We start from the raw sequence: 23,932 nt of genomic DNA, 5'->3' as shown, positions 1-23,932 counted from the left end.
TGGCGTCAGCCATCGGGTTGCCGGCTCTTCTATCAACCTGCAATCAGGCCGCGGTCCGGTAGAAAACGGTGCATTTTACGACGGTTTCGCAAACTGGCCGGCGCAAGGCCGGCTGCCTGCGGGAACCGCCTCTTTCCAGAGGCGGCACCCTTTCAAGACTTAGGGACGCTCCAGGCCCAGGGGGGGCCAGTTTTCGAGCTTCATGCCCAGCGTCAGGCCGCGTGCGGCCAGGACTTCCTTGATCTCGTTGAGCGACTTGCGACCCAGGTTCGGGGTCTTGAGCAGCTCGTTTTCGGTACGCTGGATCAGGTCGCCGATGTAGTAGATGTTTTCGGCCTTCAGGCAGTTGGCCGAACGCACGGTCAGTTCCAGGTCGTCGACCGGGCGCAGCAGCACCGGATCGATCTGCGGCGTGCCGCGGACCGGGGCTTCGTACGAATCGCCAGCGCCTTCCAGGGCGGCGAAGACCGAGATCTGGTCCATCAGGATGCGGGCCGACTGGCGCACCGCTTCCTCGGGCGAGATCACGCCGTTGGTTTCGATGTCCAGGACCAGCTTGTCCAGGTCGGTACGCTGTTCCACACGGGCGCTTTCAACCGCGTAGCTCACGCGGCGGACCGGGCTGAACGAAGCGTCCAGAACGATGCGGCCGATGGTGTGGGTGCGGTCTTCCGACAGCGCGCGCACGTTGCCCGGCACGTAGCCACGGCCCTTTTCAACCTTGATCTGCATTTCCAGCTTGCCTGCGTCCGTCAGGTTGCAGATGGCATGGCCGGGGTTGATGATCTCGACGTCGTGCGGCAGCTCGATGTCGCTGGCCAGCACGGTGCCCGCGCCGGTCTTGCGCAGAACCAGGGTCACTTCGTCGCGATTGTGCAGCTTGAAGACCACGCCCTTCAGGTTCAGCAGGATGTCGACGACATCTTCGCGAACGCCCGGGATGGTCGAGTATTCGTGCACCACGCCCGTCATCTGGACTTCGGTCGGCGCGTAGCCGGTCATCGAAGACAGCAGGATGCGGCGCAGGGCGTTGCCCAGCGTGTGACCGTAGCCACGCTCGAACGGCTCCATCACGATCTTGGCATGGTGCGTGCCGACCGGTTCGACTTCAATGGAGCGCGGCTTCAGGAAACCTTGAGTGGACATTTACTGTGTTCCTTTTCAATACCCTCGGCTCGTTACACCGATAAGGCTGATGGACAGGGTGAAACTTGAAACGCGGACGATGCGAAAAACACCGGCCGATACTTACCGCAAAGCCCGCTCCGCCTGAAGGCGAAAAGCGGGCTGCTGCGGGACGTGCAAACGGGTCGTGAGACCAGCTCGCCGGCGCCTTGCGAAGGTAGCGCCGGCAGGCCTGATTAACGCGAGTACAGTTCGACGACCATCGATTCGTTGATGTCGCGAGCGACGTCAGCGCGATCGGGGGCCGACTTGAACGTACCGGTCAACTTGGTCGTATCGACTTCCACCCACTGGGGGATGCCGATGCTGGTGGCCAGGTCGAGCGATTCCTTGATGCGGCCTTGCTTCTTGGCCTTTTCGCGGACCGACACGACGTCGCCAGCCTTGACCAGCATCGAAGCGATGTCAGCCGTGTGGCCGTTCAGTTCGATGGCGCGGTGGCTCACCAGCTGGCGAGCTTCGGCGCGGGTCGAGCCGAAGCCCATGCGGTAGACGACGTTGTCCAGGCGCGATTCCAGCAGCTGGATCAGCGTTTCGCCGGTGTTGCCACGGCGACGCTCGGCTTCAGCGAAGTACTTGCGGAATTGCTTTTCCAGCACGCCGTACATGCGCTTGAGCTTTTGCTTTTCGCGCAGTTGCAGACCGTAGTCGGAAGTGCGGGCACCCGAAGTGCGGCCGTGTTGGCCAGGCTTGGAATCCAGCTTGCACTTGGAATCCAGCGAGCGGCGGGCGCTCTTCAGGAACAGATCAGTACCCTCGCGACGCGAGAGCTTGCATTTGGGTCCAGTATAACGAGCCATGTGGATTCCCTTTAGATACGACGACGCTTCGGCGGACGGCAGCCGTTGTGCGGAACGGGCGTGATGTCGGCGATGGACGAAATCTTGATGCCCAGCGCGTTCAGAGCGCGGACCGACGATTCGCGACCAGGACCGGGGCCCTTGATACGCACTTCCAGCGTCTTGATGCCGTACTCCAGCGCGACGCGGCCAGCCGTTTCAGCAGCGACCTGCGCGGCGAACGGGGTCGACTTGCGCGAGCCCTTGAAACCAGCACCGCCCGACGTGGCCCACGACAGCGCGTTGCCCTGACGATCGGTGATGGTGATGATGGTGTTGTTGAACGAAGCGTGAACGTGCGCGATGCCGTCCGAGACGTTCTTCTTGACCTTTTTGCGCACGCGCGAAGCGCCGCTGGTGGAAGCTTTCGCCATAATCCAGTTCCTCGATTATTTCTTCAGGGACGCAGCAGCACGACGCGGGCCCTTGCGGGTCCGGGCGTTGGTGCGAGTGCGCTGGCCGCGCACGGGCAAACCGCGCTTGTGACGCATACCGCGGTAGGTTCCCAGGTCGATCAAACGCTTGATCGAGAGCTGTACTTCACGACGCAGGTCGCCTTCAACCGTGAACAGACCAACATGTTCGCGGACGCGTTCCAATTCAGCGTCGTTCAGATCCTTGACCTTCTTGTCAAAGGGTACGTTTGCCGCTTCGCAAATCTTGCGAGCGCGCGTACGACCGATGCCAAAAATGGCGGTCAGTCCGATCTCGGCGTGCTGTTGCGGCGGGATGTTAATGCCAGCAATACGGGCCATGACTATTCCTTGAATAAATCTGTTGCGTAGTCGCTAACCCGGGTTAGCCTTGACGCTGCTTATGACGCGGGTCGGTGCAGATAACGCGCACCACGCCGTGACGTTTGATAACTTTGCAGTTGCGGCAGATCCGCTTAACCGATGCCATTACTTTCATGGTTGACTCCTAATTTTCCGTAATCCGGTTCCGCTCATTTGGAGCGGAAAACTATCCTGGCTCGCGTCAGATCATAGGGCGTGAGCTCCACTGTGACCTTGTCACCCGGCAGGATCCGGATGTAATGCATACGCATCTTGCCGGAAATATGGCCCAACACCACGTGGCCGTTTTCGAGCTTGACGCGAAATGTCGCGTTCGGGAGGTTCTCAAGAACCTCGCCTTGCATCTGAATGACGTCGTCCTTGGACATTCTTTTGCTTACCGCATCGGCAAACCCGCGCCCTTGAAGTTAGCCTTCTTGAGCAACGAGTCGTACTGGTGAGACATCATGTAGGCCTGAACCTGCGCCATGAAATCCATCGTCACCACCACAATAATCAACAGGGACGTACCACCGAAGTAGAAGGGAACGTTCCAGCGCATCACCAAGAATTCCGGCAACAGGCACACCAACGTGATGTAGATGGCACCTGCGAGCGTCAGACGCATCAGGATCTTGTCGATGTAGCGCGCTGTTTGTTCGCCCGGACGGATGCCCGGAACAAACGCACCACTCTTCTTCAGGTTGTCCGCCGTTTCGCGGCTGTTGAACACCAGAGCCGTGTAGAAAAAGCAGAAGAAAATAATCGCGACCGAGTACAGCGTGATGTAGAGCGGTTGACGAGGCGACAGGGCCGCAGCCAGGTCGCTAAGCCAGCGCATGTTCTCACTGCTGGAGAACCAGCTCGTGATCGTGGCCGGGAACAGAATGATCGACGATGCGAAGATCGGCGGAATCACCCCTGCCATGTTCAGCTTCAGCGGCAAATGCGAGCTTTGACCACCGTAGACCTTGTTGCCGACCTGACGCTTGGCGTAGTTCACCGTGATCTTGCGCTGTCCGCGTTCCACGAACACCACAAAAGCGGTAACCAGCACCACCAGAGCCACGATGAACAGTGCCGAAAGCACGGACATCGAGTTGGTGCGGACCAGGTCCAACAGTGCAGCCAGCGCCGCGGGCAGACCCGCAACGATACCTGCGAAGATCAGGATGGAAATCCCGTTGCCCAGACCACGTTCCGTGATTTGCTCACCCAGCCACATGACGAACATGGTGCCGGTGACCAAGGTCACGACGGTCGTAAAGCGGAACAGCATGCCCGGATCGATCACCAGTCCCTGCTGGGACTCCAACGCTACCGAAATGCCCACAGCCTGCACCAGCGCCAGCACGACCGTGCCGTAGCGGGTGTATTGGGTGATCTTCCGACGGCCGGCTTCGCCCTCTTTCTTGAGCGATTCCAGCGACGGCACCACCACAGACATCAGCTGCATGATGATGGATGCCGAAATGTACGGCATGATCCCCAGGGCAAAAATCGAGAAGCGCGAGAGCGCCCCGCCCGAGAACATGTTGAACAGGCCCAGGATCCCGCCCTGGTTCTGACGGAACAGGTCCGCCAGCGCATCCGGGTTGATGCCCGGCACGGGGATGTGTGTACCCAAACGGTAAACCACCAGGGCGAGCACCAGGAACACGAGGCGGCGCTTCAGATCGCCGTACCGTGCTCCGGTTTTGCCCAATGCCTGCGCGTTAGCCACTCGTCACCTCGTGATCAAGCAAGCGAGCCGCCCGCGGCTTCGATGGCGGCGCGAGCGCCGGCCGTCGCGGTAATGCCCTTGAGCACGACCTTGCGCGAGAGTTCACCCGACTTGATGACCTTGGCGAAACGAACCGCCTGGCCAATCACGCCAGCGGCCTTCAGCACTTGCACGTCGACTTCGTCGATGGGCAGGGCTTGCAGGTCCGACAGACGGACTTCGGCGTACAGGTGCTGGCCGAGCGGGGTGAAACCACGCTTGGGCAGACGACGCTGCAGCGGCATTTGACCGCCTTCGAAGCCAACCTTATGGAAACCGCCCGAACGCGACTTCTGACCCTTGTGACCACGGCCGGCGGTCTTACCCAGACCCGAACCGATGCCACGGCCGACGCGGCGCTTGGCGTGCTTGCTGCCCTCGGCGGGCTTCAGCGAATTAAGTTGCATATCCGACATGGTGATTCCTTAGGCTTCCGAGACGGAAACGAGATAATCCACCTTACGGATCATCCCACGCACCTCGGGCGTATCGACCAGCACGCGGCTGCTGTTGATACGGCCCAAGCCCAAACCGCGAACCGTGTCACGGTGCGATTGCTTGGTACCGATCACCGAGCGCACGAGGGTCACTTTGATCTGCTTCTGAGCCATGATTTACCCCAGGATTTCTTCGACCGACTTGCCGCGCTTGGCAGCAACATCAGCCGGGGTCATGGAGGCGCGCAGGCCGTTCAACGTGGCGCGAACCATGTTGTAGGGGTTGCTCGAGCCCAGGCTCTTGGCAACCACGTTACGCACACCCATCACATCAAAAATAGCGCGCATCGGGCCGCCGGCGATAACGCCGGTACCTTCAGCAGCGGGCGAGATCAGCACGGTAGCGGCGCCATGCTTGCCAACCACGGTGTGGTGCAGCGTGCCGTTCTTCAGAGCGACCTTGAACATGCCGCGACGGGCCTGTTCCATAGCCTTCTGAACGGACACCGGCACTTCACGCGCCTTGCCCTTACCCATGCCGATGCGGCCATCGCCATCGCCAACCACGGTCAGCGCGGCAAAGCTCATGGTGCGACCACCCTTGACCACTTTGCTCACGCGGTTGACCGCGATCATCTTTTCGCGGAGGCCGTCATCGTTCTCTTTTTCCGCGGCGTTCTTGCCTTGTACTTTAGCCATTTGACAGATCCTCGCTTAGAACTTCAGGCCGGCTTCACGCGCGGCATCGGCCAGCGCTTTCACGCGGCCATGGTAACGAAAGCCCGAGCGATCGAAAGCGACCAGTTCGATACCGGCAGCCTTGGCCTTTTCGGCCACGCGCTTGCCAACCAGCGACGCAGCGGCTTTGTTGCCGCCCTGGCCGGTTTGGCCGGCCAGTTGCGCGCGCACTTCGGCTTCGACCGTCGAGGCGCTGACCAGAACGCGATCGCCTTCCGGCGAAATGATGTTGGCGTAGATGTGCTGGTTCGAGCGGAAAATCGAGAGGCGATGAACGCGCAGCTCGTTGATCTTCCGGCGGGTCGGAACCGCACGACGCAAACGGGAAACTTTTTTGTCCATGATTCGTCCTTGCGTGCGCCGTTATTTCTTCTTGGTTTCTTTGATGACGACGCGTTCGTCCGAGTAACGCACGCCCTTGCCCTTGTAGGGTTCGGGTTCGCGGTACGCGCGGATTTCAGCGGCCATCTGACCGACGACTTGCTTGTTGGCGCCCTTGATGACGATTTCCGTCTGGGTCGGGCACTCGGCCTTGATACCGGCCGGCAACTGGTGCAAAACGTCGTGCGAGAAACCGAGCTGCAGCTTAACGGCGTCGCCTTGGATCGATGCGCGGTAACCCACGCCGACCAGGGTCAGCTTGCGCTCGAAGCCCTTGCTCACGCCCGTGACCATGTTGGCCACCAGAGCGCGCACGGTACCCGACATGGCGTTGGCGTGACGGCTGTCGTTGGCGGCGGCAAACGTGAGCTTGCCATTGTCCAACGCAATCGTGACGTCGCCGGTCAGGGCTTGGGTCAGGGAGCCCAGCGGGCCCTTGACGGTGATCTGATCCTGCTGGATGTTGGCTTCAACACCCTTGGGCAGTTCGACCGGATACTTAGCGATACGTGACATTCGAATTTCTCCTTAGGCCACGTAGCACAGCACTTCGCCGCCGACGCCGTTGGCGCGAGCCTTACGGTCGGTCATGACGCCGCGCGAGGTCGAAACGATAGCCACGCCCAGGCCGTTCATGACCTGAGGAATGCTGGTACGGCCCTTGTAGATACGCAGACCGGGGCGCGAAACGCGTTCGATGCGCTCGATGACCGGACGGCCAGCGTAGTACTTCAGGGTGATCTCGAGCTCAGGCTTGGCCTGGGTGCCCTTGATTTCAAAGCTGTCGATGTAGCCTTCGTCCTTCAGCACAGCGGCAATGGCCGCCTTCAGCTTCGAGGAGGGCATGCTCACCGTAACTTTGTCCACTTGCTGCGCATTGCGAATGCGGGTCAGCATATCGGCGATGGGATCGCTCATGCTCATATTGTTTCTCCTACCAGCTGGCCTTGGTGATGCCGGGGATTTCACCCTTCATCGCCATTTCACGCAGTTTGTGGCGCGTCAGGCCGAACTTGCGGAACACGCCGCGCGGACGACCGGTGACCACGCAACGGTTACGTTGACGCGTCGGGTTGGCATTGCGCGGCAGCTGTTGCAGCTTGAGCCGAGCTTGGTAACGTTCTTCGTCGGTCTTCGACTGGTCGTCGATGATCGCCTTCAACTCAGCGCGCTTGGCGGCGAACTTGTCAGCCAGCTTGGCGCGCTTGATGTCGCGATTGATGAGGGAAAGTTTAGCCACGTCATCAGCCCCTTAGTTACGGAACGGGAAGCTGAAGGCCGTCAACAGCGCCTTGGCTTCTTCGTCGGTCTTCGCGGTGGTGGTGATGCTGATGTTCAGCCCACGCAGCGCGTCGATCTTGTCGTACTCGATTTCGGGGAAAATGATCTGCTCTTTCACCCCGATGTTGTAGTTGCCACGGCCGTCGAACGCACGACCCGAGATGCCGCGGAAGTCGCGCACGCGAGGCAGCGCAACCGCCACCAGGCGATCCAGGAATTCGTACATGCGTTGACCGCGCAGCGTGACCATGCAACCGATCGGGTAGTTTTCGCGGATCTTGAACCCGGCGATAGCCTTCTTGGTCTTCGTCACGACGGGCTTCTGGCCGGCGATCTTGGTCAGGTCGCCAACAGCGTGCTCAATGACTTTCTTGTCCGACACCGCTTCCGACACACCCATGTTCAGGGTGATCTTGGTGATGCGCGGCACTTCCATCGTGCTCTTGTAGCCAAACTTGGCTTGCAGGTCGGCAGCGACCTTGCTCTTGTAGAGATCTTGCAAACGAGACATGTCTATCGCCCCTTACGCCTTGGCGCCGACAACGGCACCATTGGAACGGAACACGCGAACCTTGCGGCCTTCGACTTCTTGCACGCCCACGCGGTCGCCGCGGCCGGTGGCCGGGTTGAACAGCGCGACGTTCGAGATGTGAATCGGCATGGTCTTTTCGACAATCCCGCCCGGGTTGTTAGCCATCGGGTTGGCTTTCACGTGCTTCTTGACGACGTTGACGCCTTCGACCAGAACGTGGTCGGCATCGACGCGCGCCAGCACGGTACCGCGACGCTTCTTGTCGCGGCCGGTCAGGACGATGACTTCGTCGCCTTTACGAATGTTGTTCATCGTAGGGCTCCTTACAGCACTTCCGGGGCCAACGACACGATCTTCATGAACTTCTCGGTACGCAGTTCACGCGTAACGGGTCCGAAGATGCGGGTGCCGATGGGCTCCAGCTTGGCGTTGAGCAACACGGCGGCATTGCCACCGAAACGAATCAGCGAACCGTCTTTACGGCGCACGCCCTTGGCGGTACGAACCACCACGGCATTGTAAATTTCGCCTTTCTTGACGCGTCCGCGCGGAGCCGCATCTTTGACGCTCACCTTGATGATGTCGCCGATACCGGCATAACGGCGCTTGGAGCCACCGAGCACCTTAATGCACATGACATGACGCGCACCAGTGTTATCGGCCACATCCAGCGTGGTCTGCATTTGGATCATGATTTTTCCTGTTCCAACTTAACTGGAAATACGGTTTTCCCAACAAGGGAACACTGCAATTCCTGCCAGTTTTGGTCCCGTCAGGTCTGCCGCCCTGCTTTAGTGTTGGCATGTCTGGAGCTTTCGCCCTACTCACGCAACTGGTTGGCAACGCAACGACCCTGGGTTGAAATCCTGCGGGTATTCCCCCAACACGTCGGGCTAACCTGCATAGGCGCGGGCCAACTCGATCGACAATCTGGGAAAGCTGATAATTCTAACGTGGTTAATTTTTGAGCGCAAGCACTTTGTGTGGATAACCCACAAAAGCGACGCTTTCCCCGTGACCGGGGTGGACCGAGGCTATCTGCCCCCTATTTCTGGCGGTAGTAGCCCTTTTCCCAGGCATCGTGGTTGGCCTTGCCGCGACGGATCTCGTCCGTGAACGGGGCGGCCATGAGCACCAGGCGGTTGAGCCATTTTACCGGAACGCGGCAGGGGCGCTCGAAGTCCACGAAGAGCACTGCGCGCAGTCCGGCGGTGTCGTTGTGGACCTGATGCGGGTAGAGGTCGTCGAACACCACCGCCCGCCCTTCCCGCCAACTGTAACGCTCACCTCCGACCTCGATCCAGCATTGCTCGGCCGGTTCCGGCACCACCAGTCCCAAGTGCAGGCGCAGGACGCCGTTGTACGGACCCGTGTGCAGGGGGATGCGCTTGCCGGCCTCCAGGATGGAGAAGAACGCCGTACGGATACCAGGGATTCCCTGCAGCGCCCGGGCAGTCGCCGGGCAGCGCGCCAGATTGCGCTCGGAGCGCAGGCCGTAGCCCATGAAGACGAAGGTCTTCCATTGATCGTCCGAGGTGATCTGGCCCACGTCGGGGGAGATCTCATGGAAGGCGGGCAGATGCTGGCGCTCGGAGAGCAGGCCGGCCAGCTCGGCGCGGATGGCGGGCGCTTCTGCCTCGAGCGCGGCGACCCAGGGGAACTGGCTGTTGTCGAAAATGGGACGGTCGCCGACCAGCGAGGCCTGGGCGATGCGGTTGCGCAACCAGTCTATGAAGCGGAAAAAGACGCGCGAGTAGAAACTGGGCTTGCTGGGCGGACGCGCATCGACGGGTTGCACAATAATTAGCCCGATAGACAGCCAAAGATGCACCATTTTGTCCATGCCGGCGCGCGCATGCAAGACTTGCGCCGACATATTGGCTCCAATGCGCGGCCGGGCATTGGCCCTCCCCGCCGCCGACAAGCTGGTTTAGACTGGCGTGGGCGACAGTGATCGCTATCCACTCCTATTTCGCAAGGGAAGACAGGCATGTATGAACAGTTGGCGCTGTATATCGACGGCGAATTCGTCGCCGGAGAGGGCAGGCGCACCCAGGACGTCATCAACCCGGCCACGCTGGAAGTTCTCGGCCAGCTGCCCCACGCCACCGAAGCGGATCTGGATCGGGCGCTAGCCGCCGCCCAGCGCGCGTTCGAGTCGTGGAAGAAATCCTCTCCCATGGACCGCTCGGCCATCCTGCGCAAGGTCGCGACGCTGTCGCGCGAACGCGCCCAGGAAATCGGCCGCAACATGACGCTGGACCAGGGCAAGCCGCTGGCGGAAGCCGTGGGCGAAGTCACCTCCTGCGCCGAACACGCCGACTGGCACGCCGAGGAATGCCGCCGCATCTACGGCCGCGTGGTCCCGCCTCGCAATCCTGACGTGCGCCAGATCGTGGTGCGCGAACCGATCGGCGTCTGCGCTGCCTTCACGCCCTGGAACTTCCCGTACAACCAGGCCATCCGCAAGATCGCCGCCGCCATCGGCGCCGGCTGCACGGTGGTGCTGAAGGGCCCCGAGGACTCGCCCAGCGCCGTCATGGCCATTGCCCGCATGTTCCACGACGCCGGCCTGCCCAAGGGCTGCCTGAACATCGTCTGGGGCGAACCCGCCAAGATCTCCGACTACCTGATCCGCTCGCCCATCGTGCGCAAGGTGTCGTTCACCGGCTCCGTGCCGGTGGGCAAGCAGCTGGCCGCACTGGCCGGCGCCCACATGAAGCGCGTCACCATGGAACTGGGCGGCCACTCGCCCGTGCTGGTGTTCGACGACGCCGACATCGACCGCGCCGCCACCATGCTGGCCAAGTTCAAGATCCGCAACGCCGGCCAGGTGTGCGTGTCGCCGACCCGCTTCTATGTCCAGAACGGCGCCTACGAGCAGTTCCTCGCGCGCTTCTCGGAAGTGCTGAAGAACATCAAGGTCGGCGACGGCCTGGAAGCCGGTACCGACATGGGTCCGCTGGCCCACGAGCGCCGCGTCCCCGCCATGAGCGCCTTCATCGACGACGCCAAGAAGCACGGCGGCAAGGTGGTGGTCGGCGGCGGCCCGCTGGACCGCAAGGGCTTCTTCTTCGCCCCCACGGTCGTGACCGAAGTGCCCGACAACTCCATGCTGATGACCGAGGAGCCCTTCGGCCCGGTCGCGCCGGTGGTCCGCTTCACGGATACCGATGAAGTGCTGCGCCGCGCCAACAGCCTGCCCTTCGGCCTGTCGTCCTACGTGTTCACGAACTCGCTGCAGACGGCCACCAAGGTCTCCAACGGCCTGGAAGCCGGCATGGTCAACATCAACCACTTCGGCAGCGCCCTGGCCGAGACGCCCTTCGGCGGCATCAAGGACAGCGGCATCGGCAGCGAAGGCGGCCTGGAAACGTTCGACGGCTACCTGGTCACGAAATTCATTACGCACATCTGACCTGGCAGTGACAAAAAAGCCCCGCAGGATTTTCTGCGGGGCTTTTTTTATGCCTCACGCCGGGGGAACCGGGCCGGGCAGTTCGCGGCAGAAGGCCGCTCAGGAACTTGCCCGCAAGTCGCGCGGCGTCATGCCGAAGCGGCGCTTGAACAGGCGGCTGAAATGCGAGGGGTGCGAGAAGCCCACCTGATAGGCCAGTTCGGCAATGCTGCGGTGGCTGTGCTGCGGGTTCAACAACAGTTCGCGGCACTTGTCGAGCCGCTGGTCGAAGATGAAGGATTCCACCGACAGGCCGCCCGCACGCGCGATGCGGTGCAGATAGGCCACCGACAAGCCGCAGCCCTGCGCCACCTGCTGCGGCGACAGGGCCGGATCCGCCAGATGCTGGCGAATGTAGGCCAGCGCGCGCTGCCGGTGCGCCAGCGTGACGCTGCTGTCCGACTCCGACACCTGCCCCTGGCCTGACTGCACCAGGAACAGCACGATCAGGTCGATCAGGCGTTCGCCCAGTTCCGCCGCTTCGACATCCGACCAGCCGTCCACCCCTTTGAACAAGTGGTCCATGTAGCTGGCCAGCAAGGCGCCTCGCGGCGAACCGTCATCGACGCGCAGCTTGTAGAAGGCGCCGACGCGGGAATCGCGCTGCAAGAGCGCACTGCGCGGAAAGGACACGCTCAGGCTGCGGTAGCCCGCCGCGCCCTGCGCCGTGGCCTGGTAGGGCAGGCTCTGGTTCATCAGATAGACGCAGCCGGGTTCGACCTGGAACTCTCGCCCCTGCTGCTGCACGGCCAGGGGTCCCGCCAGCGGCAGACCAAAGGTATAGAACTCCTGATCCAGGCGCGACACGTTGCCGGCGGTGCGCTCCAGCTTCTGCCCCTGGTAATGGAGATCGTTGAACTGCAGGCTGCCCCGCCGCGCATAGCGCACATGTCCGGCGAAGCTGTCGGGCCCGCCGCCATGCACCTCGAAGGGACCGAACGCGTGCGACAACGCCGCGCGCCATTCGTCGCGCCGGTCAGCGCCAGCGCTGGCCGAAATGGCGAATTCCGTATCGGACATGGTTCGGTCTCCTTGGACGCCTGCGCCGCGGCCGGGCGCTCGTGATCCTGCGTCTACATATTCTTGACTCACCCTGCTGCGGGGCGTCTGGCGCCTTGAAGGCGCGCTTGGCGCAAGTCTATATTCAGCCCGATAAGCACACAACCTGGACAACCCGGGAGGAGACTCATGGCACCAGCGCCCGCACCAGCCGGCCGCCACGCGCCGGCTTCGCGCTATTTGCGCTGCGCAGGCCGCGAGCTGCATTACACCGAATGGGGCGCGGCGGACGCGCCCCCCATCATCATGTGGCATGGGCTGGCACGCACCGGCCGCGACTTCGACGATCTGGCGCAAGCGCTCGCCGGCGACTACCGCATCATCTGTCCGGACGCGATCGGCCGGGGCCTGTCGCAATGGAGCCCCGACCCGGTCGCCGAGTACCAGCTGGACTTCTATGCAACACTGGCCCGCGCCCTGGCGGACGGGCTGTCGCTGGACCGCGTGCGCTGGGTGGGGACGTCCATGGGCGGCGCCACCGGCATGCACGCTGCCGCCACCACCTTGCGCGACCGGATCTCGCACCTGGTCGTCAACGACATCGGGCCCGAACTGCCGCAGGCCGCGATCGACCGCATCGTGGCCTATGTCGGCGCGCCGCCGGCCTTCGATACGGTCACGGAGCTGGAAGCCTGGCTGCGCGTCGCCTACAAGCCCTACGGCTGGCAAAGCGACGAACAATGGCGCCGGATGGCCGAAACATCCGTACGCCGGCTGCCGGACGGCCGGATCACACTGCACTATGACCCGGCCATCGTCGGCCAGTTCAACGACCATCCCGCCGACTACGACCGCTGGAGCGGCTACGACTCGCTGCGCATGCCGCTGCTGCTGCTGCGCGGCGCCGATTCGGACCTGCTGCTGCCCGAGGTCGCCGACGCCATGACCCGCCGCGGGCCGCGCGCGCAACGCATCGACTTCCCCGATTGCGGCCACGCCCCCGCCCTGAACGTCGCTCCCCAGATCGACGCCATCCGCCTATTCCTTGCCACGCCGGATCACACGGCGGCTGACCGCCCCCAATAACAGGAGACTCCCATGAAACGCGTCCTGCTCGCCGCGCTCGCCGGCCTCTGCATGAATTCCGCCATCGCGGCGAAAGACTTCGTCGTGGCCCACGTCTACGACAAGACCGGTCCGCTGGAGGCCTACGCCAAGCAAACTCAGAACGGCCTGATGCTGGGGCTGGAATATGCGACGCAAGGCACCATGACGGTCGCCGGGCGCAAGATCCGCGTGATCGAAAAGGACAACCAGGGCAAGCCCGACGTGGCGCGCGCCCAGCTGGCCTCGGCCTATGCGGACGACAACGCCGACATCGCCGTCGGCCCCACCTCGTCCGGCGTCGCGCTGGCCATGCTGCCCATCGCCGAGGAATACGAAAAGATCCTGCTGGTCGAGCCTGCCGTGGCGGATTCGATCACCGGCGACAAGTGGAACAAGTACATCTTCCGCACCGGCCGCAACTCGTCGCAGGACGCCATCGCCAATGCGGTCGCCTTCGACCAGGCCGGCACGTCGATCGCCATGCTGGCGCAGGACTATGCCTTCGGCCGCGACGGCGTAAAGGCGTTCAAGGGCGCCTTGAAGAACGCCAAGATCGTGCACGAGGAATACCTGCCGGCCAACGCCACCGACTTCACGGCTGGCGCGCAGCGCCTGTTCGATGCGCTCAAGGACAAGCCGGGCCGCAAGATCATCTTCATCCTGTGGGCGGGCGCGGGCAATCCGTTCAAGATCGCCGATCTGGATCCCAAGCGCTTCGGCATCGAGATCGCCACCGGCGGCAACACGCTGGCCGCGATGACGCCGCTGAAATCGCTGGCCGGCATGGAAGGCGCCACCTATTACTACTATGGCATTCCCAAGAATCCGATCAACGACTGGCTGGTGGCCGAACACCAGAAGCGTTACGGCCAGCCGCCGGACTTCTTCACCGCGGGCGGCATGGCCTCGGGCATCGCGATCGCCACCGCGCTGGCCAAGACCAACGGCAATTCCGATACCGACACGATGATCAAGGCCATGGAAGGCATGAGCTTCGAGACGCCCAAGGGCAAGATGACCTTCCGTCCCGAAGACCACCAGGCCATGCAGTCCATGTACCACTTCCGCATCAAGAATGATCCGTCGGTGCCGTGGGCCGTGCAGGACCTGGTCAAGGAAATCACGCCGGACCAGATGTCGGTGCCGATTCAGAACAAACGCTGAGCGCGCTGCCCATCCATGCTGGAAACCCAATCGCTCACGATCCGTTTCGGCGGACACGTGGCGGTCAATGAAGTCAGCTGCAGCTTTGCGCCTGGCACCTTGACCGCCATCGTCGGCCCGAACGGCGCGGGCAAGACCACCTACTTCAACCTGATCTCCGGCCAGCTGCGCGCCAGCGCCGGCACGGTGCGCCTGAACGGGCGCGACCTGACGCCGCTGGCCGCGCCCGCGCGCATGCATGCGGGGCTGGGCCGAGCCTTCCAGCTGACCCAGCTGTTTCCGCGCCTGAGCGTGCATGAGAACGTACGCCTGGCCCTGCAATCGCGCCAGCAAGGCATGGGCTGGCGCCAGATCCGGTTCTGGCGCACCTGGAGCGACGACCGCGGCCTGATCGAACGCGCCGACGCGCTGCTGGAACGCACCCGCCTGTCTGCGCGCCGTGACCAGTCTGCCGCCGACTTGCCGCACGGCGACCAGCGCAAGCTGGAGATCGCCATGCTGATCGCGCTGGAACCGCAGGTCTTCATGTTCGACGAACCCACGGCAGGCATGAGCGTGGACGACGTGCCCGTCGTGCTGGAACTGATCCGCGAACTCAAGAATGATCCGTCGAAGACGATCTTGCTCGTGGAGCACAAGATGGACGTGGTGCGGGAACTGGCGGACCGCATCGTGGTGCTGCACAACGGCCAGCTGATGGCCGACGGCGACCCGGCGACGGTGATCGCCTCGCCCATCGTGCAGCAGGCCTATCTGGGCGTGAGTCCAGTGGAGAAGGCGGCATGACGCAAGCGCTGCTGGAATTGAAGAACGTGCATACGCATATCGGCGCGTACCACATCCTGCACGGCGTGGATCTGGCCGTCGCGCCGGCGGCCGTGACCATGCTGCTGGGCCGCAACGGCGCCGGCAAGACCACCACGCTGCGCACCATCATGGGGTTGTGGCGGGCGTCGCAAGGCCAGGTGAGCTTTGACGGCGCGCCCGTCGGCGGCCCCGGCACGCGCACCTCGCCGCCCGACATGGCGCGCCTGGGCATGGCTTACGTGCCGGAGAACATGGGCATCTTCGCCGACCTGTCCGTGAAGGAGAACATCCTGCTGGCGGCGCGCCAGGCCAGGAATGCCAGCCAGTTGGATACGGCGCGGCTGGAATGGATCTTCGGTTTCTTTCCTGCATTGAAGAAGTTCTGGCTGCATCCCGCCGGCAAGTTGTCGGGCGGGCAGAAGCAGATGCTGGCCGTGGCGCGCGCCATCATCGAGCCGCGCCGGCTGCTGCTGGTGGATGAGCCGAGCAAAGGCCTGGCGCCCGCCATCATCCAGAACATGATCGACGCCTTCATCGAACTGAAGCAGGCGTCCACCACCATCCTGCTGGTCGAGCAGAACTTCAACTTCGCGCGCTTGGTCGGCGATCACGTCGCCGTGATGGACAACGGCCGCGTCGTCCACGCGGGCGGCATGGCCGAACTGGCCGCGGACGACGAACTACAGACGCGCCTCTTGGGCCTGTCGCTGGGAAGCCACCAATGAGCACGCTCGAACTCGATACCCCGCTGCCGCGCGTACGCGCGGACCTGCGTCCTGTCCTCCTGGTGCTGGCCCTGGCCGCGCTGGCCCTGCCCCTGGTCGGATCCTTCTCCACCTGGGTCACCCTGACCCTGGCGGGGCTGGCCATGGGCATGATCATCTTCATCGTGGCCTCGGGCATGACGCTGGTGTTCGGCCTGATGGACGTGCTGAACTTCGGCCACGGCCTCTTCATCGCCATTGGCGCGTACATGGCCGCGACCGTGCTGGGCTCCATGGCCGACTGGACGCAGTCGGGCAGCCTGTGGATCAACCTGGGCGCGGTGCTGCCCGCCATGATCGTAGGCATGCTGGTCGCGGGCGCCGTGGGCGTGGTGTTCGAACGCGTCATCGTGCGCCCCGTCTACGGCCAGCATCTGAAGCAGATCCTCATCACCATGGGCGGCATGATCATCGGCGAAGAGATCATCAAGATGCTGTGGGGTCCGCAGACGATTTCCCTGCCGCTGCCCGAGGCGCTGCGCGGCGCGTTCCTGCTGGGCGATGCCGCCATCGAGAAGTTCCGCATCGTCGCCCTGCTGACCGGCCTGCTGGTGCTGGGCGGCATGCTGTGGTTGCTCAACCGCACCAAGCTGGGCCTTCTGATCCGCGCTGGCGTCGAGGACCGCGAGATGGTGGAAAGCCTGGGCTACCGCATCCGTCATCTGTTCGTCGGCGTGTTCGTGGCCGGCTCGATGCTGGCGGGACTGGGCGGTGTGCTGTGGGGCATGTACCAGCAATCCGTCGTGCCGCAGCTGGGCGCGCAGGTGAACGTGCTGATCTTCATCGTCATCATGATCGGCGGCCTGGGGTCGACCGTGGGCTGCCTGATCGGCGCCTTGCTGGTTGGGCTGATGGCCAACTACACCGGCTTCCTCTTGCCCAAGGCCGCCCTGTTCTCGAACATTGCGCTGATGGTCGCCATCCTGTTGTGGCGGCCGCAGGGCGTGTATCCGGTCACGAATCGCTAGGAACTGCCGACATGTCCGTACGCCTGCTTTCCGGCGACCCTCCGCGCAGCACGCTGCTGGCCATGGCGCTGATCGCCATCGTGGCCCTGCTGGCCGCCGCACCCTTTCTGTTTCCCGGCCCCAAATCGCTGGCGGTGGCCGCGAAGATCCTGGTGTTCGTGATCCTGGTCGCCAGCTATGACCTGCTGCTGGGCTACACCGGCATCGTCAGCTTCGCGCACACCATGTTCTTCGGCATTGGCGCGTATGGCGTGGCGATCGCCAGCATCCGCATGGAACCGGGTTGGACCGCGGTGTTCGCGGGTCTGGGCGGCGGCCTGGTGGTGTCGCTCGCGTTCGCCCTGCTGATCGGCCTGGCCAGCCTGCGCGTGCGCGCGATCTTCTACGCCATGATCACGCTGGCCGTCGCCGCGGCGTTCCAGACGCTGGTGTCGCAGTTGTCCGATCTGACGGGCGGCGAAGACGGCCTGAACTTCAAGGTGCCGCAGATGCTGCGGCCGGCCTTCCGGCCGTTCTCCGAACAGATCTTCGGCGTGACGGTGGATGGCCGCGTGATCACCTATTACCTGATCGCCGCGGTCTGCGTGGTGCTGTTCCTGCTGTTGCTGCGCATCGTGAATTCGCCGTTCGGCCGGGTGCTGCAGGCCATACGCGAGAACCCGTTCCGCGCCGAAGCCATCGGCTACCGTACGGTGCTGTACCGCAGCCTGTCCAATCTGCTGGCCGCAGCCTTCGCCACGCTGGCGGGCGCCATGTACGCGCTCTGGCTGCGCTACAACGGACCGGATACCTCGCTGTCGTTCGAGATCATGCTCAACATCCTGCTGATGCTGGTGATCGGCGGCATGGGCACCATGTACGGCGCCGTGGTGGGCGCCAGCCTGTTCGTGTTCGCGCAGAGCTATCTGCAAGATGGCCTGCACGTGATCCACGACGCGGTGTCGGGCGTGGCGCCGTTGGCGCTGCTGTTCGAGCCGGACCGCTGGCTGTTGTGGCTGGGGATCCTGTTCGTGGTGTCGGTGTACTACTTCCCCACGGGCATCGCGGGACGGTTGCGCGAGCTCGCGGCGCGCCGCTAAGGCGGGGTCCGCTCAGCGACCGCGCTGACTCAGCGTATCGGCCTCGCGCCGCAGGGCGTCGACACGGCGCTGCATGTCGTCCAGACTTCGGCGCGTGTCCAGGGTTCCCCGGTTCAGTTGCGAACCGGATGGCGCCGGCGCCAGGCTGGGCATGGTCATGTCGACGCCAGGCTTCAAAGGAATCATCGCCGGCGGATGCGGGTCGGCCGCCGGCTTCTCGCTGAGCAGCTTTTCCAGCACCCGCATCTGCTCCCTGCGTTGCGCGATGGCGCGTTCCTGGTCCAGCAACGCCTGCTCGTTTGCGTCCTCGGTCCCGAACATGGTCGCGTGATCGAGCGACTGGCCATCCAGGCGCACCCGCGCGTCGGGACCGGCATCGAGCAAGGCCCGCCCCAGGACAGCCGGATCCTGCGACGGCGCCGGATCCGGCCTCGTCTGCGCCGCAGCCGATAACGTCCAGGCGCAAGCCATCAACAAGCCAAGCCGGGCCGCGTTCATGAAACCGCGCATGGTGTCCTGATCCCTGAATTCAAAAGCCGAAAGTTCGGACGAAAAAAAACGGCAAGGGTTTGATCCCTTGCCGTCTTATATCAGAACGGCGCGCCGTTCCGATGTACTGCTTTACTTAGATGATACGTGCGGCTTCAACCAGACGCACCACGCGCCACGACTTCGAGCGCGAGATGGGACGGCCTTCAGCGATTTCAACCGTATCGCCTTCGTTGTACTGGTTCGATTCATCGTGCGCCTTGTACTTCGCGGAACGCATGATGATCTTGCCGAAGATGGGGTGCTTGACGCGGCGCTCAACGAGCACGACGACAGTCTTGTCCATCTTGTTGCTGACGACCTTGCCAACCAGCGTGCGCTGGCGCTTGGCCACTTGGGTGTTTTGAGTTTCGCTCATCTTTATTTCCCTGCCTTCTCGGTCAGCAAGGTACGAACGCGCGCGATGTCGCGACGCACGTTGCGCAGCTGGCTGGTGTTGGCCAGTTGCTGCGTGGCCTTCTGCATACGCAGACCGAATTGTGCCTTCAGCAGGCTTTCGAGCTCTTTGCCGAGCTCGGCGGCATCTTTCGAACGGAGTTCGCTAGCTTTCATGTTAGTACTCCTTAAGCACCGATATGACGCGCGACGAACGTGGTCGAAATCGGCAGCTTGGCAGCGGCCAGGCGGAAAGCTTCACGCGCGAGCTCTTCGCTAACCCCTTCCATTTCGTAGAGCACCTTGCCGGGCTGAATTTCAGCGACCCAGTACTCCGGGTTGCCCTTACCGTTACCCATACGGACTTCGGCAGGCTTCTGCGAGATGGGCTTATCCGGGAAAATGCGAATCCAGATGCGGCCGCCACGCTTGATGTGACGATTGATGGCACGACGAGCAGCTTCGATCTGGCGAGCGGTCAGACGGCCACGGCCGGTGGCCTTCAGACCGAATTCGCCGAACGACACGTGGGTACCACGGGTCGCCAGACCGGTGTTGCGGCCCTTCTGCTCTTTGCGATACTTTCTGCGAGAGGGTTGCAGCATGGTTATTCTCCTTCAGGCGCCGGAGCAGCGTCCGCCTTGCGGGGACCACCACGACCACGACCACCCGGACGACCGGTGCGAGCACCGTCCGGACGATCACCACGCGGAGCGCGGCGCGGACGACGTTCTTCTTCGCGCGGGGCAGCGGTTTCCGGCGGCAATTCGCCGTTGGCCAGCATGTCGCCCTTGTAGACCCAGACCTTGATGCCGATCACGCCATAGGTCGTGTGGGCTTCGGAGGTGCCGTAGTCGATGTTGGCCTTCAGGGTGTGCAGCGGCACACGGCCTTCGCGATACCACTCGGTGCGAGCAATTTCGATACCGTTCAGACGGCCCGAGCTCATGATCTTGATGCCTTGGGCACCCAGACGCATGGCGTTCTGCATCGCGCGCTTCATGGCGCGACGGAACATGATGCGCTTCTCGAGCTGTTGCGAGATCGAGTCGGCGATCAGTTGAGCATCGGTTTCCGGCTTGCGGATTTCTTCGATGTTGACGTGCACGGGCACGCCCATCAGACGCTGCAGATCAGCCTTCAGGCTTTCGATGTCTTCGCCGCGCTTGCCGATCACCACGCCCGGACGAGCCGAGTAGACGGTGATGCGGGCATTCTTGGCGGGACGCTCGATGATCACGCGACCGACGGAGGCGCTCTTGAGCTTCTTCTTCAGGTACTCGCGAACGCGAATGTCTTCGGCCAGCATCGAGCCGAAGGCCTTGTCGTCGGCGAACCAACGCGAGGACCAATTACGGGTGACCGCGAGACGGAACCCAGTGGGGTGAATTTTCTGACCCATCGTGACTCCTTAAGCTCCGACCTTGACCGTGATGTGGCAGGTCTGCTTCTCGATACGGTTGCCGCGGCCCTTGGCGCGAGCGGAGAAGCGCTTCATCGACTGAGCCTTGTCCACGAAGATCGTGGTGACTTTCAGTTCGTCGATGTCGGCGCCGTCATTGTGCTCGGCGTTGGCGATGGCGGATTCGACAGCCTTCTTCAGGATGGCGGCCGCCTTCTTCGGCGAGAAGGTGAGGATGTTCAGCGCTTGCGAGACGGACTTGCCGCGGATCAGGTCCGCAACCAGTCGGGTCTTTTGAGCGGAGATGTGAACCCCACGGATAATGGCAGTAGTTTCCATCGCTTACCTCTTCGCCTTCTTGTCCGCGGCGTGACCCTTGAACGTACGGGTCAGCGCGAACTCGCCCAGCTTGTGACCGACCATGTTCTCGTTGATGTAAACGGGAACGTGCTGCTTGCCGTTGTGCACAGCGATCGTCAGACCGATGAACTCGGGCAGGATCGTGGAGCGACGCGACCAGGTCTTGATCGGCTTCTTGTCTTTGCCCGCGACGGCCGTGTCCACCTTTTTGATCAGGTGAGCATCGACAAACGGGCCTTTCTTGATCGAACGTGACATAGTGTTCGCCTCTTACTTGCGCTTGCGCCGTTGGACGATCATATTGTTCGTCCGCTTGTTGCGACGGGTCTTGAAACCCTTCGCCGGAGTGCCCCACGGGCTGACCGGTTCGCGTGCTTCGCCGGTACGGCCTTCGCCGCCACCGTGCGGGTGATCCACCGGGTTCATGGCAACGCCACGAACCGTCGGGCGGACACCGCGCCAACGCATTGCACCGGCCTTGCCGATTTGGCGCAGGCTGTGTTCTTCGTTACCGACTTCACCGATGGTGGCGCGGCATTCGATGTGCACACGGCGGACTTCACCCGAGCGCAGACGCACTTGAGCGTAGATGCCTTCGCGAGCCAGCAGGACGGCGGAAGCGCCGGCCGAACGGACCATCTGAGCACCCTTGCCAGGCAGCATTTCGACGCAGTGAATCGTCGTACCCACCGGGATGTTGCGGATCGGCAGCGTGTTGCCAGCGCGGATCGGGGCTTCGACGCCCGACAGCAGCGTGGCGCCAACTTCCAGACCGCGCGGAGCGATGATGTAACGACGTTCGCCGTCGGCGTAGCACAGCAGAGCGATGTGCGCCGTACGGTTGGGGTCATATTCCAGACGCTCGACCTTTGCCGGGATGCCATCCTTGTCGCGACGGAAGTCGACGACGCGGTAGTGCTGCTTGTGGCCACCGCCACGATGACGGATCGTGATGTGACCGTTGTTGTTACGGCCAGAACCACGGGTCTTCTTTTCCAGCAGCGGCGCGTAGGGCTCACCCTTGTGCAGGTTCGGGCTGACAACCTTCACCATGCCACGGCGGCCAGCCGAAGTCGGCTTAACTTTTACGAGGGCCATTTACTTCACCTCCGCAAAGTCGATTTCCTGGCCGTCCTTGAGCGACACGTAAGCCTTGCGCTCATTGCGACGACGGCCAACGAATCGGCCAAAGCGCTTGACTTTGCCCTTACGGTTGAGGACCTGCACGGACTCGACCTGCACCTTGAAGAGCAGTTCGACGGCAGCCTTGATTTCCGGCTTGGTAGCGTCAGCCACGACACGGAAAGCGACTTGCTGATTCTTCTCGGCAACGAAGGTGGCCTTTTCGGTCACGATCGGGGCCAGAATGACTTGCATCAAGCGTTCAGCGTTCATCCCAGCATCTCCTCGAGTTGAGCGATGGCCGGCTTGGTGATCAGCACTTTCTTGTAGTGGACCAGCGACAACGGATCGGCATAACGGGGCTCGACAACAGCAACGTGCGGCAGGTTGCGGGTGGCGAGGTAAACATTTTCATCAACGCTGTCGGTGATGATCAGGACCGAGTCCAGGCCCAGGCTCTTCAGCTTGGCAGCTGCGTCCTTGGTCTTGGGCGATGCCAGATCAAACGATTCGACGACGGCGATGCGGTCTTCGCGAGCGAGCTGCGACAGGATCGAACGGATCCCGGCGCGGTACATCTTCTTGTTGACCTTCTGGCTGAAGTTCTCTTCGGGCGAGTTCGGGAAAATCCGACCACCGCCACGCCACAGCGGCGACGAAGTCATACCAGCGCGTGCGCGGCCGGTACCCTTCTGGCGCCAGGGCTTCTTGGTCGAGTGCTTGACTTCAGTGCGATCCTTCTGAGCGCGGTTACCCGAACGGGCGTTGGCTTGGAAAGCCACCACGATCTGATGAATCAGCGCTTCGTTGAAGTCACGGCCGAAGATGGTGTCGGGTGCGCTGAACGTAGCAGCGGCCTGACCTTGGTCGTTCAGGAGCTTGAGATCCATTTACTTACGCTCCCTTCTTGGCCGGGGCCTTGATGGCCGGGCGCACGACGATGTCGGCGCCAGCGTGGCCGGGGACAGCGCCCTTGACCAGCAGCAGGCCGCGCTCAACGTCAACGCGAACGACGTCGAGGTTTTGAACGGTGCGGGTGACATCACCCAGGTGACCGGCCATGCGCTTACCCGGGAAAATACGGCCCGGATCTTGAGCTTGACCAATCGAGCCCGGGACGCGGTGCGAACGGGAGTTACCGTGCGACGCGCGTTGCGAACCGAAGTTGTGACGCTTGATGGTACCGGCGAAGCCTTTACCAATGGTGGTGCCCGTGACGTCGACCTGTTGGCCGGCTTCGAACACCGATTCCACGGCGATCACGGAACCCGCCGCAAATTCAGCGGCGCGAGCGGGATCAAGGCGGAATTCTTTGAGGATGCTACCGGCTTCAGCGCCGGCTTTGGCGTAGTGGCCCGTTTGCGGCTGAGCCACACGCGAGGCACGACGAGTGCCATAAGCCACCTGGATGGCGGCGTAGCCGTCGGTTTCCAGCGACTTAACTTGGGTCACGCGGTTGTTCGACACGTCCAGCACGGTCACCGGGATGGATTCACCTTCCTCGGTAAAAATGCGGGTCATGCCGACCTTGCGACCCACCAGCCCCAGCCGGTGAGCGGCGGGCGTGGGTGTCGAATTCGACATCGTTTTCTCCATTCCCGACTGCGATTGGTCGGGGCTAATCAGGCAAAAGGTAACGGCCTTTGCCCTACGACTATGTTCAACCTGGTACGAATTCCGGCGGGGGCCGCCTTTCTTTTTCCCATAGTTGCTCTTGCCACAAAATGGCAAGCTTCGCATATTAGCACGTTTTTTCCAGTGGACACAAGCACTTAGCGCGCTTCGGCGCCACCGCAGAGGGTAAATCCACCACAGCTTGTGTAGCTTGGTGATATTGGCGGCACTGGC

37 protein-coding genes are annotated in these 23,932 nt (G+C 62.6%); 7 read left to right on the top strand and 30 right to left on the bottom strand.

The genetic code is table 11. The annotated features are described in order from the left end of the window. Window positions 1-159: 159 nt before the first annotated feature. The 18 genes from ACM1PE_RS29490 to ACM1PE_RS29405 all read right to left on the bottom strand — a co-directional run bounded on the left by ACM1PE_RS29490 (window position 160) and on the right by ACM1PE_RS29405 (window position 9,774). Window positions 160-1,146, bottom strand: a complete 987-nt coding sequence (locus tag ACM1PE_RS29490; protein ID WP_006216514.1) for a DNA-directed RNA polymerase subunit alpha — start codon at window positions 1,144-1,146, stop codon at window positions 160-162. 215 nt (window positions 1,147-1,361) lie between these two features. Beyond that, a complete protein-coding gene (gene rpsD / locus ACM1PE_RS29485; RefSeq protein WP_054457258.1) occupies window positions 1,362-1,985 on the bottom strand; it encodes a 30S ribosomal protein S4 in 624 nt (207 codons plus the stop codon). An 11-nt stretch (window positions 1,986-1,996) separates the two neighbouring features. Next, a complete protein-coding gene (gene rpsK / locus ACM1PE_RS29480) occupies window positions 1,997-2,398 on the bottom strand; it encodes a 30S ribosomal protein S11 (protein ID WP_006216516.1) in 402 nt (133 codons plus the stop codon). 15 nt (window positions 2,399-2,413) lie between these two features. After that, window positions 2,414-2,779, bottom strand: coding sequence for a 30S ribosomal protein S13 (gene rpsM / locus ACM1PE_RS29475; RefSeq protein WP_006216517.1), 366 nt, complete (start codon window positions 2,777-2,779; stop codon window positions 2,414-2,416). Between the two features lie 43 nt (window positions 2,780-2,822). Further along, entirely contained in the window at window positions 2,823-2,936 is a 114-nt protein-coding gene (gene rpmJ, locus ACM1PE_RS29470; protein ID WP_003806928.1) for a 50S ribosomal protein L36, read from the bottom strand. A gap of 34 nt (window positions 2,937-2,970) precedes the next feature. Then, window positions 2,971-3,189 carry a translation initiation factor IF-1 gene (gene infA, locus ACM1PE_RS29465; RefSeq protein ID WP_003806927.1) on the bottom strand — a complete coding sequence of 73 codons (219 nt, stop codon included), beginning with the start codon at window positions 3,187-3,189 and terminating at the stop codon, window positions 2,971-2,973. Window positions 3,190-3,197: 8 nt separating this feature from the next. Further along, the gene (gene secY, locus ACM1PE_RS29460; RefSeq protein ID WP_013397001.1) at window positions 3,198-4,523 is read right to left on the bottom strand and encodes a preprotein translocase subunit SecY; all 1,326 of its coding nucleotides are present in this window, start codon (window positions 4,521-4,523) and stop codon (window positions 3,198-3,200) included. Between the two features lie 14 nt (window positions 4,524-4,537). Continuing rightward, window positions 4,538-4,978, bottom strand: coding sequence for a 50S ribosomal protein L15 (rplO, locus tag ACM1PE_RS29455; protein ID WP_059379401.1), 441 nt, complete (start codon window positions 4,976-4,978; stop codon window positions 4,538-4,540). A gap of 9 nt (window positions 4,979-4,987) precedes the next feature. Beyond that, entirely contained in the window at window positions 4,988-5,173 is a 186-nt protein-coding gene (gene rpmD / locus ACM1PE_RS29450; RefSeq protein WP_006216520.1) for a 50S ribosomal protein L30, read from the bottom strand. A gap of 3 nt (window positions 5,174-5,176) precedes the next feature. Then, the gene (rpsE, locus tag ACM1PE_RS29445) at window positions 5,177-5,698 is read right to left on the bottom strand and encodes a 30S ribosomal protein S5 (RefSeq protein ID WP_013397003.1); all 522 of its coding nucleotides are present in this window, start codon (window positions 5,696-5,698) and stop codon (window positions 5,177-5,179) included. Window positions 5,699-5,713: 15 nt separating this feature from the next. Continuing rightward, complete coding sequence (gene rplR, locus ACM1PE_RS29440) at window positions 5,714-6,079, bottom strand: 50S ribosomal protein L18 (RefSeq protein WP_013397004.1); 366 nt, start codon at window positions 6,077-6,079, stop codon at window positions 5,714-5,716. A 21-nt stretch (window positions 6,080-6,100) separates the two neighbouring features. Further along, window positions 6,101-6,634 carry a 50S ribosomal protein L6 gene (gene rplF, locus ACM1PE_RS29435; protein ID WP_054457262.1) on the bottom strand — a complete coding sequence of 178 codons (534 nt, stop codon included), beginning with the start codon at window positions 6,632-6,634 and terminating at the stop codon, window positions 6,101-6,103. Window positions 6,635-6,646: 12 nt separating this feature from the next. Then, on the bottom strand, window positions 6,647-7,042 hold the full coding sequence (gene rpsH, locus ACM1PE_RS29430; RefSeq protein ID WP_006216525.1) for a 30S ribosomal protein S8: 396 nt from the start codon (window positions 7,040-7,042) through the stop codon (window positions 6,647-6,649). 10 nt (window positions 7,043-7,052) lie between these two features. After that, window positions 7,053-7,358 (bottom strand): 30S ribosomal protein S14, encoded by a 306-nt coding sequence (rpsN, locus tag ACM1PE_RS29425; protein ID WP_006216527.1) that lies wholly within the window; start codon window positions 7,356-7,358, stop codon window positions 7,053-7,055. 12 nt (window positions 7,359-7,370) lie between these two features. Then, window positions 7,371-7,910, bottom strand: coding sequence for a 50S ribosomal protein L5 (gene rplE, locus ACM1PE_RS29420; protein WP_054457265.1), 540 nt, complete (start codon window positions 7,908-7,910; stop codon window positions 7,371-7,373). Between the two features lie 12 nt (window positions 7,911-7,922). Beyond that, window positions 7,923-8,243, bottom strand: coding sequence for a 50S ribosomal protein L24 (gene rplX / locus ACM1PE_RS29415; protein ID WP_006389623.1), 321 nt, complete (start codon window positions 8,241-8,243; stop codon window positions 7,923-7,925). An 11-nt stretch (window positions 8,244-8,254) separates the two neighbouring features. Further along, window positions 8,255-8,623, bottom strand: a complete 369-nt coding sequence (rplN, locus tag ACM1PE_RS29410; RefSeq protein WP_006216531.1) for a 50S ribosomal protein L14 — start codon at window positions 8,621-8,623, stop codon at window positions 8,255-8,257. Window positions 8,624-8,976: 353 nt separating this feature from the next. Continuing rightward, window positions 8,977-9,774, bottom strand: a complete 798-nt coding sequence (locus ACM1PE_RS29405) for an aspartyl/asparaginyl beta-hydroxylase domain-containing protein (protein WP_059379445.1) — start codon at window positions 9,772-9,774, stop codon at window positions 8,977-8,979. Between the two features lie 147 nt (window positions 9,775-9,921). Between ACM1PE_RS29405 and ACM1PE_RS29400 the strand changes: the two genes are divergently transcribed. Further along, window positions 9,922-11,349: an NAD-dependent succinate-semialdehyde dehydrogenase gene (locus ACM1PE_RS29400; protein ID WP_118933125.1), complete on the top strand. Its 1,428-nt coding sequence runs from the start codon at window positions 9,922-9,924 to the stop codon at window positions 11,347-11,349. Between the two features lie 99 nt (window positions 11,350-11,448). Here ACM1PE_RS29400 and ACM1PE_RS29395 read toward each other — a convergent pair whose 3' ends face one another. Next, entirely contained in the window at window positions 11,449-12,408 is a 960-nt protein-coding gene (locus tag ACM1PE_RS29395) for a helix-turn-helix domain-containing protein (RefSeq protein WP_059379399.1), read from the bottom strand. Window positions 12,409-12,576: 168 nt separating this feature from the next. On the opposite strand from ACM1PE_RS29395, the gene ACM1PE_RS29390 reads away from it, so the two are divergent. The 6 genes from ACM1PE_RS29390 to ACM1PE_RS29365 are packed head-to-tail and all read left to right on the top strand — an operon-like array spanning window position 12,577 to window position 18,276. Next, window positions 12,577-13,473, top strand: a complete 897-nt coding sequence (locus tag ACM1PE_RS29390) for an alpha/beta fold hydrolase (RefSeq protein ID WP_118933126.1) — start codon at window positions 12,577-12,579, stop codon at window positions 13,471-13,473. A gap of 12 nt (window positions 13,474-13,485) precedes the next feature. Beyond that, window positions 13,486-14,658, top strand: a complete 1,173-nt coding sequence (locus ACM1PE_RS29385; RefSeq protein ID WP_118933127.1) for a substrate-binding domain-containing protein — start codon at window positions 13,486-13,488, stop codon at window positions 14,656-14,658. Window positions 14,659-14,673: 15 nt separating this feature from the next. Further along, the gene (locus ACM1PE_RS29380; protein ID WP_059379396.1) at window positions 14,674-15,444 is read left to right on the top strand and encodes an ABC transporter ATP-binding protein; all 771 of its coding nucleotides are present in this window, start codon (window positions 14,674-14,676) and stop codon (window positions 15,442-15,444) included. Continuing rightward, window positions 15,441-16,190: an ABC transporter ATP-binding protein gene (locus ACM1PE_RS29375; protein ID WP_059379395.1), complete on the top strand. Its 750-nt coding sequence runs from the start codon at window positions 15,441-15,443 to the stop codon at window positions 16,188-16,190. Before ACM1PE_RS29380 ends, ACM1PE_RS29375 begins: the two co-directional genes overlap by 4 nt. Then, entirely contained in the window at window positions 16,187-17,197 is a 1,011-nt protein-coding gene (locus tag ACM1PE_RS29370; protein ID WP_419341886.1) for a branched-chain amino acid ABC transporter permease, read from the top strand. Before ACM1PE_RS29375 ends, ACM1PE_RS29370 begins: the two co-directional genes overlap by 4 nt. Before the next feature lie 11 nt (window positions 17,198-17,208). Beyond that, the gene (locus ACM1PE_RS29365) at window positions 17,209-18,276 is read left to right on the top strand and encodes a branched-chain amino acid ABC transporter permease (RefSeq protein WP_059379393.1); all 1,068 of its coding nucleotides are present in this window, start codon (window positions 17,209-17,211) and stop codon (window positions 18,274-18,276) included. Between the two features lie 12 nt (window positions 18,277-18,288). On the opposite strand, the gene ACM1PE_RS29360 is transcribed toward ACM1PE_RS29365, so the two are convergent. The 11 genes from ACM1PE_RS29360 to rplC all read right to left on the bottom strand — a co-directional run bounded on the left by ACM1PE_RS29360 (window position 18,289) and on the right by rplC (window position 23,668). Beyond that, entirely contained in the window at window positions 18,289-18,786 is a 498-nt protein-coding gene (locus ACM1PE_RS29360) for a hypothetical protein (RefSeq protein WP_419341884.1), read from the bottom strand. Window positions 18,787-18,901: 115 nt separating this feature from the next. Continuing rightward, a complete protein-coding gene (rpsQ, locus tag ACM1PE_RS29355; RefSeq protein ID WP_006216549.1) occupies window positions 18,902-19,183 on the bottom strand; it encodes a 30S ribosomal protein S17 in 282 nt (93 codons plus the stop codon). Between the two features lie 2 nt (window positions 19,184-19,185). Continuing rightward, window positions 19,186-19,377, bottom strand: a complete 192-nt coding sequence (gene rpmC / locus ACM1PE_RS29350; RefSeq protein WP_003806912.1) for a 50S ribosomal protein L29 — start codon at window positions 19,375-19,377, stop codon at window positions 19,186-19,188. Window positions 19,378-19,388: 11 nt separating this feature from the next. Then, on the bottom strand, window positions 19,389-19,805 hold the full coding sequence (gene rplP / locus ACM1PE_RS29345; protein ID WP_006389610.1) for a 50S ribosomal protein L16: 417 nt from the start codon (window positions 19,803-19,805) through the stop codon (window positions 19,389-19,391). A gap of 2 nt (window positions 19,806-19,807) precedes the next feature. Continuing rightward, window positions 19,808-20,602, bottom strand: a complete 795-nt coding sequence (gene rpsC / locus ACM1PE_RS29340; RefSeq protein ID WP_042795906.1) for a 30S ribosomal protein S3 — start codon at window positions 20,600-20,602, stop codon at window positions 19,808-19,810. Between the two features lie 9 nt (window positions 20,603-20,611). Next, entirely contained in the window at window positions 20,612-20,941 is a 330-nt protein-coding gene (rplV, locus tag ACM1PE_RS29335; RefSeq protein WP_043541551.1) for a 50S ribosomal protein L22, read from the bottom strand. Between the two features lie 3 nt (window positions 20,942-20,944). Beyond that, on the bottom strand, window positions 20,945-21,220 hold the full coding sequence (rpsS, locus tag ACM1PE_RS29330) for a 30S ribosomal protein S19 (RefSeq protein WP_006216555.1): 276 nt from the start codon (window positions 21,218-21,220) through the stop codon (window positions 20,945-20,947). A gap of 12 nt (window positions 21,221-21,232) precedes the next feature. Further along, window positions 21,233-22,060 carry a 50S ribosomal protein L2 gene (gene rplB, locus ACM1PE_RS29325; protein WP_025136344.1) on the bottom strand — a complete coding sequence of 276 codons (828 nt, stop codon included), beginning with the start codon at window positions 22,058-22,060 and terminating at the stop codon, window positions 21,233-21,235. Further along, window positions 22,061-22,357: a 50S ribosomal protein L23 gene (gene rplW, locus ACM1PE_RS29320; protein WP_006216557.1), complete on the bottom strand. Its 297-nt coding sequence runs from the start codon at window positions 22,355-22,357 to the stop codon at window positions 22,061-22,063. Further along, on the bottom strand, window positions 22,354-22,974 hold the full coding sequence (gene rplD, locus ACM1PE_RS29315) for a 50S ribosomal protein L4 (RefSeq protein WP_013397019.1): 621 nt from the start codon (window positions 22,972-22,974) through the stop codon (window positions 22,354-22,356). The genes rplW and rplD overlap by 4 nt, the downstream gene beginning before the upstream one ends. Window positions 22,975-22,978: 4 nt before the next feature. Next, window positions 22,979-23,668, bottom strand: coding sequence for a 50S ribosomal protein L3 (gene rplC, locus ACM1PE_RS29310; RefSeq protein ID WP_008168945.1), 690 nt, complete (start codon window positions 23,666-23,668; stop codon window positions 22,979-22,981). Between the last annotated feature and the right edge of the window lie 264 nt (window positions 23,669-23,932).

The sequence above is a fragment of the Achromobacter sp. PD1 genome, assembly GCF_048541815.1.
In the GTDB taxonomy this organism is placed as follows: Bacteria; Pseudomonadota; Gammaproteobacteria; order Burkholderiales; family Burkholderiaceae_B; genus Achromobacter; species Achromobacter bronchisepticus_A.
Note: the sequence above shows the minus strand (reverse complement) of the source record. Positions and strands in the feature narration are given on the sequence as shown.